Here is a 15,785-nt window from a genome sequence, read left to right on the forward strand (position 1 = left end):
TCAACGAAACGCGTTGATTCGGTCGCGGGTGTCCTTCGCTGCCTGTGCGGCCGCTTGCGCGAAGTCATCGCCCTTGCCCGCGTAGATGATCGCGCGCGAAGAGTTGATCAGCATGCCGGTGCCGTTCGCGGTACGTCCGGCGCTCACGGTGGCCTGGACGTCGCCGCCTTGCGCACCAATGCCCGGAATCAGCAGCGGCATGTCGCCGACGATCCCGCGCACCACTTCGATTTCCTTCGGAAACGTCGCGCCGACCACGAGCCCCAGTTGGCCGCTCGCATTCCACTTCTGCGCGGCCAGTTGCGCGACGACCTGGTACAGCGGCCGGCCGCCCGTCTCGAGAAACTGCAAGTCCGAGCCGCCCGCGTTCGACGTGCGGCACAGCACGATCACGCCCTTGCCGGCGTGCTCGAGATACGGCTCGATCGAATCGAAACCCATGTACGGATTGACCGTCACCGCGTCGGCCTGGTAGCGCTCGAACGCCTCGCGCGCGTACTGCTCGGCGGTGCTGCCGATATCGCCGCGCTTGGCGTCGAGAATCACCGGCAGGCCCGGATGGTTAGAGTGAATGTGAGCGATCAGCTGCTCGAGCTGGTCTTCCGCGCGATGCGCGGCGAAGTAAGCGATCTGCGGCTTGAACGACGACGCATACGACGCGGTTGCATCGACGATCGTGCGGCAGAACTCGAAGATCGCGTCGGCGCGGCCCGCGAGCGCGCCCGGAAATTTGCTGGGCTCGGGATCAAGCCCAACGCACAGCAGCGAGTTCGTGCGCTGCCAGGCGTCGTTGAGTGTCTGGATGAAATTGGACATGGTGAGTCTCGCGGCGAGCCGGTAATCGGAGGAGGCGCGTATTTTACCCGTCCGACGATCGCCATCCGTCGATGGCGGTCAGCGCGCGGCCCGCACCTCATTGACTGTGGCTACTGCCTGCGCCGCGCGCCACGTGCACCCGGCATCGAGCGCAGGCCAGTCCGCTCGACCGTGAAGCGGAACGTGCGCGTCAACCGCTCGCCGCGCTTGAGCAGCGTCATGCCGTTTTCGCTCGCGCCGCCGGCCAGGTTCATCGCATTGATCGGATGATCGACCGGCTCGAAGCAGAAGAAGTCTTCCCCGGGCGGTGTGTACAGCACGTAGTAGTCGGTATCGGCGGCGATGTTCAGCGACAGCCGGCGCTTCGGCCACACCACCGCCGCCTGGCCGCTCCAGCCGGTGAACGCGTGATTGACGATCGTCTCCGGCAGCGGATACGCGACGCCGAACTGCCACGCGGGCGGCGCCGGCACGTGACGCACCGGCAGCCAGTCGTCGCCCGACAGCCACAAGCCGCCGGCCGCCGCCGACAACTCGGTGTCCTCATCGCGCACGAAGAACGGATGCACGCCGAGCCCGAACGGCAGCGTCTCGCGGCCAGCGTTTTCGATTTCGAGCGCGACGATGAGCGTCGGGCCGTCGAGCGTATAGGTTTGCGTCGCGCGGAACGCGTACGGCTTGCCGTCGCTGCGGTCGAGCGCGAGGCGCACGTGCTCGCGGCCCGTGTCGAGCACCTGCCATTGCGCGAGCCAGCCGTCGCCGTGAATCGGCAGCGGTTCATCGGCGCGGTTGCGCGGCACCTCGACGCGCCGCCCGCCCACGCTGAAATGACCGCCGCCGATGCGGTTCGAGTACGGCAACAGCGGATAGCAGGCAAGCTGGTTCGGTTCCGTATCGACACCGACTTCACTGCAGCGCCGGAAGATCGGCGTCAGCGCGCCGTCGTCGCGCCAGTCGAAGCGGGTCACGCCGCCGCCGAGCGTCGGCGCGACATCGAGACGCAATTGCGAGTTGGCGAGCGTGATGCACGCGACATCGCCGGCACTGCCTTCGCCGAGCGCGACCGCCGATGTGCTCGGGCCCGCCAGCACCGGATTGGCCGCCGCGGCAAGTCGCGAGCGTCGCGTTTGAGAGGTTGGGGATGAGGCTGAAACGAGATTCGCAACAGTCATATCTGGCTCCATCGAGAGGCGTGGGACGTTGCCGTCAGGGTTGACGGGAGTTGCGGGCGATTTTTTATGAGCAATTCGCCTCGAGTCCGAACTGCATGCTGCCGATTCGTTGCCGGCCGGTCGCGGGCGTATCGCTAGCAGACCGAAACTGCTACATCGACTTCTGCTTCACCTTCAGGATCGCGGCCCCGGCGCGCGGCCGGGGCTGCGTCATTCTGCGCTAGATCGGCGCGCCCTGGAACAGCGGTTCCGCAACACCGCGCCGTGCGAGCGTCGCGACGAACAGGTCGCCCGCGAGCGTATCGGCCGCGCGCGCCGTCGCATCGAGTTCGGCGTAGGCGCTCGTGATGTACAGCGTGTCGAGCGCCTTCTCGCCCTGGGTGCTGCCCGCGGCCTCGCCGAGCGCGGCACCGCCGATCGCGACGCAGCTCGGCTGCGTGGTCGGCACGTCGATGCGCTCGGTTTCCACACCATCGGGACCGTAGCGCACCACGCGCGCGCCGCCCCACTGCGCGTTCCACAGGCCGCCGTCGCTGTCGACGGTCGAGCCGTCGGGGATGCCGTTCGCATCGGTTAGACGCGTGAACACGCGATCGTTCGCGATGCTGCCGTCCGCGCGATAGTCGCACGCGCGGATTTCACGCGTCGGCGAATCGCAGTAGTACATCGTCGCGCCGTCGGGACTGAATGCGATGCTGTTCGAAATTGCCGGCGCTGGCAACGGTAAGCGTTCGAGCGATAGATCGTGATTCAACCGATAAAAGCCGGCGACCCTCTGCCGTTGCCCGCTTTCGTCCTTGGTGCCGAACACGAAGCGCCCTTGCCGATCACAGCGGCCATCGTTCACGCGCGTGTTCATGCCGGGTTCGACGTCGACGATCCGCTGCGTAGTGCCGGTCTGCAGATCGAAAAACGCGAGATGCGATGCGAGCCCGAGCAGCACGTAGCGCGGGTTTTCGCACAACGCGAAGGTGGCGAGCCGCTCGGGCATGTCGAACGAATCGCTGCTGCCGTCGGCCGGATCGTAGCGCCACAGCCGCGCGCCCTCGATATCGGTCCAGTAGAAACGGCCGCTGCGGGCGCACCAGGTCGCGCCTTCGCCGAGTTCGCACTGCGCGTCGAGCAGCAGCGTGGCCCGCTGCACGCGCGGGTTGCCGCTCACGCCCAGCCTCCGTCCACGACGATGTCCTGCGCGGTGATCATGCGGCTGTCGTCGGCGGCGAGGAACAGCGCCATGCGCGCGAGGTCGGCCGGCATCAGCTCGGCGTCGATGCACTGGCCTTCCTTGATCTGCCGGCGGCCGTTGTCGTCGAGCCACAGGCGCAGCTGCTTCTCGGTCATCACCCAACCGGGCACCAGCGTGTTGACGCGGATATTGAAGTGGCCGAGGTCGCGCGCGAGCCCGCGCGTGAGCCCCTGCACCGCCGACTTCGACATCACGTACACCGGATAGCCGCCGTTCTTCAGCATCCAGCTGATCGAGCCGAGGTTGATGATCGAGCCGCTGCGCGCGGCCTTCATGTCCTCCATCACGGCCTGCGCCGCGAAGAACTGGTGGCGGATATTGACGGCGATGCCCGCGTCGAACGACTCGCGCGTGACGTCGGCAATCTGATGGCGCTTGTCGTTCGCCGCGTTGTTGATCAGCACCTGGATCGGACCCAGCGCCGCCTTCACATCGGCGATCGCTTTTTGCAGCGCGTCGACATCGGTCAGGTCGCAGGGGAGAAACAGCGGCTTGTGCTTCGAATCGCCGAGCTGGTCGGCGAGGGCTTCGCCGGCGCTCGCGTCGATATCGAAGAACGCGACGCGCGCGCCCTGCGCCGCGAAGTGCTCGACGAACGATGCGCCGATGCCGGTCGCGCCGCCCGTGATCAGCACCGTACGGTCGACGAGGCTCGGATAGCGCGCGTACGCGGTGTCAGCGAGACTGACGTTTGCATTGGCCGGAGACGACATCGTTCGATTCCTTTATGAGCTTGGGATGGGGTGAAAGCGACTCAGTCGCGCGAGCCGCGGTTCTTCAACTGGTCGAGCAACACGGCCGCGAGCAGGATCGCGCCGCGCACCAGGTACTGGTAGAACGCGTCGATGTTCAACAGGTTCATCACGTTCTCGACCGTGCCCATGATCAGCACGCCGATCACGACGCCCGAGATCGTCGCGCGGCCGCCCAGCAGCGACACGCCGCCGAGCACGCACGCGGAGATCACGTTCAGCTCGAAGCCTTCGGCGGCATTCGGCTGACCCGACGTGATACGCGACGCGAGAATCACGCCGGCGAGCGCGGTGACGGCGCCCTGGATCAGGAAGATGTAGACGCGCGTGCGCTCGACGTTGATACCGGCGAGCCGCGACGCTTCCGGATTACCGCCGATCGCGAGCGTATTGCGGCCGTACACGGTCTGGTTCAGCATCACGCCGAACACGATGAAGCAGATCAGCGTGACCCAAATCGGCAGCGACACGCCGAAGAACGTCAGGCCGCCCAATGCGATGAAGGTATCCGACGACACGCCGACCGCCTGACCATGCGACACGATGAAACCGAGGCCGCGGACGATTTCCATCGTCGCGAGCGTGGTAATCAGCGCGTTGATGCGCAGATAAGCGATCACCGCGCCGTTGACGAAACCGATCACCCCGCCCGCCGCGACCGCCGCGATGATCGCGATGACCGTGCTGTTGGTCGCGTTGAGCACCATCGCGCACAGCACGCCGGCGAATGCGACGGTCGAGCCGACCGACAGGTCGAAGTCGCGCGACGCGAGGCAGAACATCATCGTGCACGCGACCATGCCGATCTGCGAGATCGACAGAGCGAGGCCGAGCATGTTCTCGATCGAGAAGAAATGATCGACGGTCAGCGACATCGTGACGAACATCACGATGAAAATCACGATCAGGCTGTACTCGGTGATCTGCTGCCACCACTTGGCCTTGTCGCTGGTCTGCGGAATCAGCGCGTCGGCCGCGCTCTTGGCGGCCTGCTGCGCGAGGTTTTCTCTGGCTTGCATGTTCAATACTCCTCCCCGTTCCCCACGGGTTGCGGACTCTCGTCCGGATAAGGTTCAGGCCGCGCGCGAGCCGCTCTGGTTGGCTGCGTTGGCGTTCGTGTTCGAGTCACCAGGTAGCGCGGTCGAGCTTTGCGGCAGCGCGAGGCTCAGCACCGACTGCTCGGTCGCATCCTTGCGCGCGAGCTCGCCGGAAATGCGGCCCTGGCGCATCACGACGATCCGGTCGGACACGCCGAGCACTTCGGGCAACTCCGACGAAATCATCACGATCGCGCAGCCGCGCTCCGCGAGCTGATAGATCACGTTATAGATCTCGTGCTTCGCGCCGACGTCGATGCCGCGCGTCGGTTCGTCGAGAATCACGACCTTCAGATCTGGCTCGGCGAGCCAGCGCGACAGAATCGCCTTCTGCTGGTTGCCGCCCGACAGGAAGCGGATCTTCTGCCGGCGATGCGGCGTCTTGATCTTCAGCAGCTTGATGAAACGGTCCGCCGTCTGCGCCTCTTTCTTGCGATCGAGAAACACGCCCGCGCGCAGATAGTGACGGCGGCAGCTGATGTTGATGTTCTCCGCGACGCTCGCCATCGCGACGATGCCTTCTTCCTTGCGATCCTCGGGGCACAGCACGATGCCGTGTTTGATCGCCTCGCCCGCGCTGCGCACCTTGATCGGCTTGCCGTCGAGCACGAGTTCGCCGCCCTTGCGATGCTCGGCGCCGTACACCAGATGCATCAGCTCGCTGCGGCCCGCGCCGACGAGTCCGAAGAAGCCGACGATTTCGCCGCGCCGCACCTCGAAGCTGGCCGGCTGCGCGAGCGGATGACCTTCGATCGCCTTCGCCGCGAAGCGCACTTCGCCGAGCGGCCGCGCCGTATAGCTATAGATGTCCGAAATTTCGCGCCCGACCATCTCGCTCACGATCGTGTCGCGCGATACGCCTTCGAGCGTCGGATGCGACGCGACCTTGCGGCCGTCGCGGAAGATCGTGCACGCGTCGCACAGCTCGTAGATCTCGTCCATGCGGTGCGAGATGTAGATCATCGCGCGGTTGTCGGCGCGCAGATCGCGCACCAGCTTGAACAGCACCTCGGTCTCGCGATGCGACAGCGAACTGGTCGGCTCGTCGAGCGCGATCACGCGCGCATTGCGCATCAGCGCCTTGCAGATTTCGACCATCTGCCGCTGCGCGATCGACAGCTTGCGCAGTTTCGCGTTCGGATCGAGCGCGACGCCCATCGCTTCGAGCCGCTCGCGCACGAAGCGCTTCGCCTCGCGCTTGTTGACCCAGCCGAGCGCGTTGGGCAGTTGGCCGAGCAGGAGATTTTCCGCGACCGTGAGGTCCGGTACGTACTGCAGTTCCTGGTGAATCACCGCGATGCCGGCACCGATCGACGCGGCCGCGCTCGGAAAGCGCACCTCCTTGCCGTCGATCATCATGTGGCCCGAATCGGGCTGATACTCGCCGCCGAGAATTTTCAGCAGCGTCGATTTTCCCGCGCCGTTTTCGCCCATCAGGCCGTGCACCTGGCCGACGTTGACGTCGAAGGACACACCGTCGAGCGCACGCACGCCTGGAAAAACCTTGCCGATATTGTCAAAACGTAGCGTCGCTGACACTTCGCCTCCTCATCCCTCATGTAGACCGTACGCGCGCCGCCCTCCGCAACAGGCGGAGAAAGCGGCGCGCCGGCGGTGTACTTCATGTCACCGCAAGACCCGCGATTACTTCGACGCGAGGCCCATCTTCTCGCGCACTTCGCCGACGTTGTCGCGCGTCGCCAGCATGCCGGTCGTCAGCGTCAGCAGCGGCGGCTCCTTGCCCTGGGTGATCCACGAGTACATCAGTTCCGAGGTTTCCTCGCCGTGGCGCTTCGGGCTGATGATCACGGTGCCGAAGAAGCCCGTCGGCTGCGGCTTCTTGAACTCGTTCAGCGCGGATTCCGAGCCGCCGATGCCGATACCGATCATGTTGTCGGCCTTGAAGCCACGGCCTTCCGCCGCGCGCACCGCGCCGAGCACGCCTTCGTCGTTCAGCGCGTAAGCGACCCAGTGCTTGAACTGCGGGTTCTTCGTCAGCGCGATGTTGGCGGCGTTGAAAGCGTTTTCCGTGTCGGTCTTCGCTTGCGGCGCGGTGATCACGTTCGCTTTCGGGAAGCCCGCGGCGACCAGCGCGTCGGTCGCGCCGGTGGTGCGGTCATGCGCGGTCGGCAGCTGTTCATAGGTCACGTCGATCGCGCCGACGTCCTTCATGTCCCAGCCGCGCTTCTTGATTTCAGCCGCGATGCCGTCGCCGACCTGCTTGCCGATGTTATACGCCGAGATGCCCATATGCGGCACCGCTTCGATCGGCTTGCCCGCGCCGTCGACGAGGCGGTCGTCGACCGTCATCATCTTCAGGCCGTCGGCTTTCGCCTTCGCGACGATGCCCGGCCCGAGCTTGACGTCGGGCGTGCAGATCACGAAGCCCTGCGCCTTCTGCGCGGCGAGGTTATCGATTGCGCTCATCACCTTCTCGCCCGACGGCGCGCCGATCTTCACGAGCGTGAAGCCCTTCTCCTTGGCGGCGATCTCGGCGAACTTCCATTCGTCCTGGAACCACGGCTCTTCCGGCTGCTTCACGAGGAAGCCGATCTTGACCGTATCGGCAGCCTGTACGACCGGCGCGTTGAAGAGCACACCCGTCGCCGCCGCTGCCAGCGTGAGGAAAATTCTGCGTTTCATGATGCGTGTCTCCTGACTAATTGATAACGAGAAGGTAATCGGCCGCGTCTTCTAATACCGGTCCTGACACACGCGGCCAGCGCGTCGTCCGGTGTTCTGTGCGTCTCTTCGCGATGCGAATTCAGTCGTGATACAGCGCCGAGCGGCCGCCATCGACGGTGATGCAGCTCGCGTTGATGAACGGCGCCTCGTCCGATGCGAGGAACACCGCGGTCATCGCCACTTCCTCCGGGCGCCCGATGCGCTTCATCGGCTGCAGATCGAGCGTCGCCTGCTGCGCGGCGGCCGGATCGGGCTGCTCGTTCCACCAGTCGTGCGTCAGCTGCGTCTCGATGTAGCCCGGTGCGATCGCGTTCACGCGCACGTTGCACGGCGCGTACTCGATGCCGAGCGCGCGCGTGAGGCCGATCACGCCATGCTTCGCGACCGGATACGGGAAGCAGCCCGGAATGATCTTGAACGCGTGGGTCGACGCGATGTTCACGATGCTGCCCGCGCCGCGTTCGACCATCCCCGGCAGCACCGCGCGACAGCCATTCCACACGCCGTCGAGATCGACCGCGAAGCAGCGCCGCCAGTCGGCGTCCGTCATCGTCAGCGGATCGCAAAACACGTTGATGCCCGCGTTGTTGACGAGGATGTCGAGCGCACCGAACGCGCGCTCGCCTTCGCTCACCGCGTGCCGCAGCGACGCGGGTTGGGTCACGTCGGTCTGCACCGCGAGCACGCGCGCGCCTGCGCCGACTTCCGCCTCGATCCGCGCCGCCGTGCGCTGCGCCGTGTCGAGATCGAGTTCCGCCAGCACGACCGCCGCGCCCTCGCGCGCGAATGCGAGCGCGATCGCCGCGCCGATGCCGCGCCCGGCGCCGGTCACTAGAGCGGCTTTGCCGGCGAGCCGGTTCATTTCTTCGCTCCTGCGCGAGCGATCCGCAGACCGTTGATGAACGCCTTCGCATGCGACGCGGTCACCGCCGCGCTTTGGCCCGGCTTGTACAGCGCCGAGCCGAGGCCGAAACCGTTGGCGCCGGCGCTCAGGAACGGCCCCATGTTGTCCGGGTTGATGCCCCCGACCGGCACGAGCGGCACCTGCGCGGCGATCACCGCGCGCCATGCCTTGACGACCTGGCAGCCGAGCTGCTCGGCGGGGAACATCTTCAGCACGTCCGCGCCGTTCTTCAGCGCGATGAACGCTTCGGTCGGCGTCGCGACGCCGGGCGCGCAGGCGAGGCCGCGCGCCTTCGCGGCGATCACGACATCCGGATCGCTGTGCGGCATCACGATGAGCTCGCCGCCCGCCGACTTCACGTCGTCGACGTACAGCGGATGCAGCACCGTGCCCGCGCCGACGATCGCGTCGGCCGGCAGCACCTTGCGGATCGCGGAGATGCTGTCGAACGGCTGCGGCGAATTGAGCGGTACTTCGACGATGCGAAAACCCGCTTCGTACAGCGCTTGACCGTGATCGGCCGCGTCGGCGGGCGTGACGCCACGCATGATCGCGATCAGCGGACAGACTTCGAACGCGGCGATCAGACCCGCGTGCGGCATGTAGGGTCCGGGCAGATTGATATGTGGTTGCATGTCGGTTCCTTGTTTCGTGAGCGTCGTAAAGGCTCTGCCGCCGGTCAGCCCGCGCGCGCCGCCTGCGCGGACGGCTGCACGAGCCCCGCTGCTACCGCAACGCGCCACAGGCCGCGTTCGGTCGCGTGCCTGACCGGCTCCGCGCGCAGACAGCCGAATTGCGCGAGCGCGAGGCGGTAGCGCTCGCATAGCGCGTCGTTGCCGATCAGCCGCAGACTCTGCTGCGCGAGCGAGCTGCCTTGCTGAGCGAGCACCGCTTCGAGGCCGGCGAGTTCGTGTCCGATCAGCAGGCCCGACAGATAGTCGGGCTGTGCGTCGCTCGACAGCGCGCCGGTCAAGCCGAGCGTGCGCGTGCTGAACACGGTCGCGAGCACGCCCGCCTGACCTTTCTCGCGCGCGATGTTCACACCGCGCAAAAATGCTTCGGTATCCGGCCGATCGGGCGTGACCATCGTACGGCCGAGAATCGTGTGCTCGCGCAGCGCGGCGAATACTTCGCCAGTCATGAAGGTGTGAAAACGCTCGATGCGCTCCGCCTGCACGACCGCCCATTTCGCGTGCGTGCCGGGCAGGCCGATCAGTGAGCGAGCGTTGCTGTCGACGGCGCTCGTGCCTTGCGCGCCGTTCGCATCCGCGCTGAGCGCGCCGAAAATCTGCGTCTCCTCGCCGCGCATCACGTTCGGCAATTCGCCGCGTTGCAGCACGCCCGGCACGATATGCAGCGTCGCGCCGCGCGCGGTCTGCACGCGGACGATGCCGGCCACCAGCGCATCGGCGTTCGCGGGCGTCTCGACATACGGCGCTTCGAGCCAGCCCTGCGCGCTGCCCACCATCCCCGCCGCGATCACCGGCACGCCGCGCCCATGCTCGAGCCACGCGCCGCAGGCGTCGTCGAACGCCGCGTCGAAGCCGCCCTCGGCCGCGCTGCGCGGCAGATTCATAATGCCGGCCGACGATGCGCGCGTCGCCAGCACGCGACCGTGCACGTCCAACAGATACGCGCGCAGCGACGTCGTGCCCCAGTCGAGCGCGATCAGCGCGGCATGCGTGAAATCGACGGCGGCGGTATCCGTGCCATCGGTCGCGTCCGGCTGCACGCCCGATGTGGGCCCGGCGGGCGCCTGGTGGTTCGCCAGCGTGGCGGTGCCCGCTTGTTTCATCGCTTGATCCTGCGCGTGGCCGGTTGCGGTGCGCGCCAACCGAGTTCTTCCGAAATCGCGCGCGCCTCGCGCTGCACGACCGGAATCAGTTCGTCCATCCGTTCGAGCGGCATATACGGAATCGTGCTCGCCACCGACAACGCCGCGACGATCGCGCCCGACGCATCGCGCACCGGCGCCGCGACGCAACGGATCGACGCTTCGTTCTCTTCGAGATCGAACGTGTAGCCGCCGGCCGCGTAGTTCGTCATGCGCTGCAGGAAGGTCGGCGCGTCGGGGCGGTTGTCGGGCTTGAAGCTGACGCCCGCGAGCGCGCGGCGCGACGCCTCGAACAGCGACTGCCATGCGTCCGGCGCGAGGTCGAGCATCATCGCCTTGCCGATGCCGGTCGACGCGAGCGGCATCCGATGGCCGACCCGCGAGCGCATTTCGAGGCCGCGCGTGCCGGGGATCTTGTCGATGTACAGCACGTCGTCGCCGTCGCGCACGCCGAGGTGGATCGTGTCGAGCGTCTGCTCGGCCAGCGCCTGCAGGTGCGGACGCGCGACGGCCGTCAGCGGCATCTGTTCGAGCGCGATCGTGCCGAGCTCGATCAGCTTCGGCCCGAGCAGATAGCCGCCCTGCACCTGGCGCAGATAGCGCGCCTGCACGAGGCTGCTGACCAGTCGATGCGTGGTGCTGCGGGTGGTGCCGAGCGCGGCGCCGAAGCTGCGCAGATCGCGCACGCCGGCCGCCGCCGCCTCGAGAATCGCGAGGCCGCGCAACAGTGTCTGTGTGCCGGCCTGCTGCGGCGTGATTTCCAGCAGCGTGACCGGCAGCCCGAGTCCGTCGACGGTTGCCGCGCGCTGCACCGGGCGCGACGCCCTTGCGGTTGCGGACGCACTGGCGGCGACATTGGCGGTGACGGCTGAAGCCTCGCGCGGCGCGGGATTCGCGGCGCGGTCCGGCGCGCCGTTCGACCCCGGCGCCGCCTCGGTCGGGCTAGCCCCGTGAGTAGGCATCGCTTTGTTCATGGCGATTCGCTTTCGGATGGTTTCTGCGCTTAGCGCGCGGGGCCGGAGAACAGGGCGGGAACGCGTGCGGCGCCGCGCTCGCGCGGCTGCTGTGGTTGGCTGCCAGACATGTTGGCCTCGTCTCCGGTTTTTTGTGTCGCGGTTCGCTGTTTCAGCGCGCTGGAGCGCCTACTTGCGATGCATGTTGGCTTGGATTGTAGGGCGACTTTTGAGAATCACCAATATGTGAATGTTGAGTCCAGATAGTGAGATTTTAGTTGGCGATCAACTGTTTAGCGGAACGCCGCGCCTCCGCGATATGGCGCAAAAAAGCCCGCGCGAGGCGGGCTCGGAACTGAAAACCAGGGGATCGACAGCGCTTGTCAATCCGGCAATTCTGCCGCGCCCATCCGCCGCGCGATGACTCGCGCGCGTTGCGTGAGATACGCCGAATTCCTGTGTTCATCGAAATACTTGGGGCGCGGCAGCATCACCGCGAGCCGCGCCGACTGCGCGGCCGTGAGCTTGCTCGCCGACGTCTTGAAGTAGTACTGCGCGGCCGCCTCCGCGCCGTACACGCCGTTGCCCCATTCGACCGAGTTCAGATAGATCTCGAAGATGCGCTGCTTGTCCATCTGCGTTTCGAGCATCCACGTGATGATCAGCTCCTGGCCCTTGCGGATATAGCTTTTCTCGCGCGACAGGAACAGGTTGCGCGCAAGCTGCTGCGAGATCGTCGAGCCGCCGCGCACGATCCGGCCTTGCGCCTTGTTGCGCTCCCATGCCTGCAGCATCGCGTCGGTTTCGTAGCCTTTGTTGTTGACGAAGTTCGCGTCTTCGGACGCGATGATCGCGCGCTTCAGGTTGCGCGAAATCTGCTCGTACGGCACCCACGTGCGCTGCACCGACAGATCCGGCCGGTCCTGCGACAGACGCCACGCGTCCGAGCGCATGAACGCGGTCGAGCGCGGATTGACGACGTTCCAGATCGCGATCTGCGCGAAGTAGTACGCCTGCGTCGCGAGCCAGGCGATGACCACGACCGCGATCAGCCAGGCGAGCCAGCGCAGCGGGCCGGCCTGGCCGCGCGAACCGTTGGCGCGCCGCGTCGCTGTCATGGTGCGTGCTATCCGCGCGCTGACGTTATGCGGGCGACGGCGCCGTCAGCAGCGCGCGCAACTCGGCGAGCACCGGCGCGCCGTCGGGGCGCACACCGCGCCACACATAGAACGATTCGGCGGCCTGCTCGACCAGCATGCCGAGGCCATCGGCGCCGCGCGCGCCGAGCTTCGCCGCGTGCTGCATGAAGACGGTCGGATGCGCGCTGTACATCATGTCGTAAGCGAGCGTGCCGTTGCCGAACGCGCGGTCGTCGCACTCCGGCAGCGACGCATCGAGGCTGCCCGCGGTCGCGTTGACGATCACGTCGTACTGCCCCGCTTCGATCGCGCGGGCGCTGCCGCCGCTCAGACGGCAGTGCGCGTCGCCGGCAGCCTGAGCGAACTGGTCGACCAGCGCCTCGGCCTTCTGTGCCGTGCGGTTGACGATCGTCAGCGTATGCGGCGTGCGGTCGAGCATCGGCAGCACCACACCGCGCGCGGCCCCGCCCGCGCCGAGCAGCAGGATGCGCGCGCCTTTCAGCGACACACCGAGATTCACCTCGATGTCGCGCACGAGGCCGAAGCCATCCGTGTTGTCGCCGTAGATGCCGCCGGCGTCGACCCTCAGCGTGTTTACCGCGCCGGCCGCCGCGGCGCGAGGCGACAGCGTGTTCGCGAACGCATGCGCGTCGAGCTTGAACGGCACCGTCACGTTCAGGCCGCGCCCGCCCGCTTCGATGAACGCGCGCACGTGCGGCACGAACGCGTCGACCGGCGCGAGCAGAGCGCCGTACTCGACCGGCTCGCCGGTTTGCGCGGCGAAGCGGCCGTGGATGAACGGCGACTTGCTATGTCCGACCGGATTGCCGATGACCGCGTAGCGGTCGCGCGTTGGGTTGCCGCTCATCGTCCCGGCTCCGTGATGTGTTGGTCGTTGTCGGCGGTGTTCGATGCGGCGTTGCCGTTGCCGTTGCCGTTGCCGCTTGCCGCGGATTCGTCGGCGCCGGGGTTGTCGTTCGGATTGCCGCCGTCGGCTTCGGCTTGCGCCTCCGCTTCGCTTTCGGCGCTGTCGTCCGCTGCGTCGAGCAACTCTTCGTCGCCCTCGTCCTCGCCTTCTTCGGCTTCGGCGCCGCTCGTCACGGTCGGCGCATCGAGCACGTGCAACAGACGCACCGACGCTTCGATCGTCAGTTCATCGATCGACATCACTTCCAGCTGCAAACGCGTGCCGCGCGCATGCACGCCGAGACCCGGCACGTGCAGCAGCAGCGGAATTTCCTCGAGACGCACGAGATCGCCCTTCACGACCGACGCGACCACCTGCTTGCGGTTTTCCTGCGTGAGCCAGCGCAGACACCAGAAGTACTCCATGCGGCGCTGGTAGTCGGCGTACGCGGTGTAGGTGTCGTCGAAGCCCTGCACGACCGCGAACAGATCGGCGTCCTTCGGCTTGAACGGCGCGGCGAGCTTCGCGGTCACGCCATGCTGCACGCACGCGATCAGCTGCCACTGGTTCACGAGGTCGACGTAGCGGCGCAGCGGCGACGTGCTCCACGCGTATTGCGAGACCCCGAGCCCTTCGTGCGGCGCCGCGTTGGTCTGCATGCGCGTGCGCTTCGGGCCGCTTGGCGCGCCGAACGCGCGCTGTGTGCGATAGATGCCCGGCACGCCGTGATCATGCAGGAACGCGCCCCACGACGAGTTCGCGAGAATCGCCAGCTCGGCGACGATCGTGTCGAGCGGCGAGCCGCGCCGGCGCGGCGTGATCGTGATGTGCTCGCCGTCGACGTAGAAATTGAAGTCGGTATTGCGCTGCACTTCACGGCGCAGGCCGTAGCCGGCGCGCGCGGTCTGGCGCTTTTCGAACAGTGCTTGCGCGAACGGCCACAGCACGGCGATATCGTCCTTGTGCGGATACTCGCCGGTGCCCTCGGCGAGCGCCTGCTCGGTGACGACTTCGTCGAGCGTGTTGTGACGCAGGTTGTTCTTCACGAACACGCGCTCGGCGCGCGTTTCGCTCGCGACGATCTCCTGCGTCTCGCGATTGACGATCACATACAGCGACAGCGCCGGCCGATACCCGCCCTCGGCGAGCGTGAAGGTGTCGACGACGCTGTCGGGCAGCATCGTGATCTTGTCGCCGGGCATGTAGACCGTCGACAAACGCGCACGCGCGATCGCATCAACGTCGTCGCCGCGCTGAATGCCGAGCGCCGGCGCGGCGATGTGCACGCCGATCCGCACGCGGCCGTCGGCCAGATGCTCGACCGAGAATGCATCGTCGATTTCGGTCGTGGTGATGTCGTCGATCGAGAACGCTTCGACGTCGGCCTGCGGCAGATCGTCGGGCACGTTCGCGGCCGCAACGGTCGGGAAGCCGGTGCCGTGCGGAAAGTACTCGGACAGGAATTTCGCTTCGTGCAGCGCGCGCGGCGACGCTATCGCGCCGCATTCGAGCATCAGCCGCGCCTGCGAGATGCCGCGCGCGGCCGCGGCGCCCTCGAGCGCCTTGTACTCGATCGTGTTCTTGTCGGGCTTAGTCAGGAGCGCGAGGCCCTTGCCGCCCGCGAACGCTTCCGGCAGACGGCCTGCCTTCAGTTCTTCCTCGTACTGCGCCTGCACGAGCGCCTGCTGGCGCTTGCGCTCGAGGCCCGCGAGCGCCATCTTCAGCTGCTCTTGCGGCGCGCGCTGGTACATGCCGCGGCCCTTGCGGCGGAAGTACACCGGCGAGCCGTGCATGCGCAGCACCAGCGCCGCGCGCTCGATCGCGCCGAAGCTCGCGCCGAAGTACTCGGCGCCCAGCGTCGCGAACGGGAATTCATCGTCCGGCGCGCATTCCCACAGGAAGTCCAGATCGATCTCCTGCGCCAACGTGTCGGCCTGCTGCATCAGTTCGGCCGCGGTGGGCTTTTCGAACTCGATCAGCACGTCTTTCGCGCGCACCTTCGCGCGCCGGCCGCCCGGCAACTCGACCTGAAACGCGTCACCCTGACGCGACAGCACGCTGCCGGCCTTGAAACTGCCCGATTCCTCGAAGAAAACGTTCACTCAATACTCTCGTTCTGACTTGCATCTGCCGGCGCGCCCGACGCCCTGTGGCGATCGATCACTGCATGAGCGGCACGGCAACCTGTTCGTGATAGTGAATCCGCGGCGCGCACTGCGCGTGCCAGCGGGTTGAATCTTGCGACCAGCGGTGGCGGTCGGTGTGTCTTTCCGGCCGATG

At 66.7% G+C, this 15,785-nt stretch carries 14 protein-coding genes; all 14 read right to left on the reverse strand.

What is annotated here, in order from left to right; all coding sequences use genetic code 11:
- Positions 1–816, reverse strand: a complete 816-nt coding sequence (pyrF, locus tag ACLFKU_RS07305; RefSeq protein ID WP_410848622.1) for an orotidine-5'-phosphate decarboxylase — start codon at positions 814–816, stop codon at positions 1–3.
- 110 nt (positions 817–926) lie between these two features.
- Positions 927–1,988, reverse strand: a complete 1,062-nt coding sequence (locus tag ACLFKU_RS07310) for an aldose 1-epimerase (protein ID WP_410848623.1) — start codon at positions 1,986–1,988, stop codon at positions 927–929.
- Between the two features lie 220 nt (positions 1,989–2,208).
- Positions 2,209–3,150: an SMP-30/gluconolactonase/LRE family protein gene (locus ACLFKU_RS07315; RefSeq protein ID WP_410848624.1), complete on the reverse strand. Its 942-nt coding sequence runs from the start codon at positions 3,148–3,150 to the stop codon at positions 2,209–2,211.
- A complete protein-coding gene (locus ACLFKU_RS07320; RefSeq protein WP_368584059.1) occupies positions 3,147–3,947 on the reverse strand; it encodes an SDR family NAD(P)-dependent oxidoreductase in 801 nt (266 codons plus the stop codon). The genes ACLFKU_RS07315 and ACLFKU_RS07320 overlap by 4 nt, the downstream gene beginning before the upstream one ends.
- Positions 3,948–3,988: 41 nt before the next feature.
- Entirely contained in the window at positions 3,989–5,005 is a 1,017-nt protein-coding gene (gene araH, locus ACLFKU_RS07325) for an L-arabinose ABC transporter permease AraH (protein WP_410848625.1), read from the reverse strand.
- Positions 5,006–5,059: 54 nt separating this feature from the next.
- The gene (gene araG / locus ACLFKU_RS07330; RefSeq protein WP_410848626.1) at positions 5,060–6,622 is read right to left on the reverse strand and encodes an L-arabinose ABC transporter ATP-binding protein AraG; all 1,563 of its coding nucleotides are present in this window, start codon (positions 6,620–6,622) and stop codon (positions 5,060–5,062) included.
- Positions 6,623–6,727: 105 nt separating this feature from the next.
- Positions 6,728–7,726, reverse strand: a complete 999-nt coding sequence (locus ACLFKU_RS07335; RefSeq protein WP_368584062.1) for an arabinose ABC transporter substrate-binding protein — start codon at positions 7,724–7,726, stop codon at positions 6,728–6,730.
- A gap of 121 nt (positions 7,727–7,847) precedes the next feature.
- The gene (locus ACLFKU_RS07340; protein ID WP_176365584.1) at positions 7,848–8,630 is read right to left on the reverse strand and encodes an SDR family oxidoreductase; all 783 of its coding nucleotides are present in this window, start codon (positions 8,628–8,630) and stop codon (positions 7,848–7,850) included.
- Positions 8,627–9,307, reverse strand: coding sequence for a 2-dehydro-3-deoxy-6-phosphogalactonate aldolase (locus ACLFKU_RS07345; protein WP_368584064.1), 681 nt, complete (start codon positions 9,305–9,307; stop codon positions 8,627–8,629). Before ACLFKU_RS07345 ends, ACLFKU_RS07340 begins: the two co-directional genes overlap by 4 nt.
- A 44-nt stretch (positions 9,308–9,351) precedes the next feature.
- The gene (locus tag ACLFKU_RS07350; RefSeq protein WP_410848627.1) at positions 9,352–10,467 is read right to left on the reverse strand and encodes a 2-dehydro-3-deoxygalactonokinase; all 1,116 of its coding nucleotides are present in this window, start codon (positions 10,465–10,467) and stop codon (positions 9,352–9,354) included.
- On the reverse strand, positions 10,464–11,480 hold the full coding sequence (locus tag ACLFKU_RS07355; RefSeq protein WP_410848628.1) for an IclR family transcriptional regulator: 1,017 nt from the start codon (positions 11,478–11,480) through the stop codon (positions 10,464–10,466). Before ACLFKU_RS07355 ends, ACLFKU_RS07350 begins: the two co-directional genes overlap by 4 nt.
- Before the next feature lie 362 nt (positions 11,481–11,842).
- Entirely contained in the window at positions 11,843–12,577 is a 735-nt protein-coding gene (gene mtgA / locus ACLFKU_RS07360) for a monofunctional biosynthetic peptidoglycan transglycosylase (protein WP_410848629.1), read from the reverse strand.
- A 25-nt stretch (positions 12,578–12,602) separates the two neighbouring features.
- A complete protein-coding gene (aroE, locus tag ACLFKU_RS07365; protein ID WP_410848630.1) occupies positions 12,603–13,466 on the reverse strand; it encodes a shikimate dehydrogenase in 864 nt (287 codons plus the stop codon).
- Complete coding sequence (locus ACLFKU_RS07370; RefSeq protein WP_410848631.1) at positions 13,463–15,607, reverse strand: ribonuclease catalytic domain-containing protein; 2,145 nt, start codon at positions 15,605–15,607, stop codon at positions 13,463–13,465. The genes aroE and ACLFKU_RS07370 overlap by 4 nt, the downstream gene beginning before the upstream one ends.
- Positions 15,608–15,785: the final 178 nt, after the last annotated feature.

The organism is Paraburkholderia sp. EG304 (assembly GCF_046543485.1).
Lineage (GTDB): Bacteria > Pseudomonadota > Gammaproteobacteria > Burkholderiales > Burkholderiaceae > Paraburkholderia > Paraburkholderia youngii.

Bases quoted from the DNA above. Each gene is read 5' to 3' on its own strand.
- aroE (WP_410848630.1), bottom strand. From the start codon at position 13,466: ATGAGCGGCAACCCAACGCGCGACCGCTACGCGGTCATCGGCAATCCG.
- ACLFKU_RS07340 (WP_176365584.1), bottom strand. From the start codon at position 8,630: ATGAACCGGCTCGCCGGCAAAGCCGCTCTAGTGACCGGCGCCGGGCGC.
- ACLFKU_RS07310 (WP_410848623.1), bottom strand. From the start codon at position 1,988: ATGACTGTTGCGAATCTCGTTTCAGCCTCATCCCCAACCTCTCAAACG.
- ACLFKU_RS07320 (WP_368584059.1), bottom strand. From the start codon at position 3,947: ATGTCGTCTCCGGCCAATGCAAACGTCAGTCTCGCTGACACCGCGTAC.
- ACLFKU_RS07355 (WP_410848628.1), bottom strand. From the start codon at position 11,480: ATGAACAAAGCGATGCCTACTCACGGGGCTAGCCCGACCGAGGCGGCG.
- ACLFKU_RS07335 (WP_368584062.1), bottom strand. From the start codon at position 7,726: ATGAAACGCAGAATTTTCCTCACGCTGGCAGCGGCGGCGACGGGTGTG.
- mtgA (WP_410848629.1), bottom strand. From the start codon at position 12,577: ATGACAGCGACGCGGCGCGCCAACGGTTCGCGCGGCCAGGCCGGCCCG.
- ACLFKU_RS07345 (WP_368584064.1), bottom strand. From the start codon at position 9,307: ATGCAACCACATATCAATCTGCCCGGACCCTACATGCCGCACGCGGGT.
- pyrF (WP_410848622.1), bottom strand. From the start codon at position 816: ATGTCCAATTTCATCCAGACACTCAACGACGCCTGGCAGCGCACGAAC.
- ACLFKU_RS07350 (WP_410848627.1), bottom strand. From the start codon at position 10,467: ATGAAACAAGCGGGCACCGCCACGCTGGCGAACCACCAGGCGCCCGCC.
- araH (WP_410848625.1), bottom strand. From the start codon at position 5,005: ATGCAAGCCAGAGAAAACCTCGCGCAGCAGGCCGCCAAGAGCGCGGCC.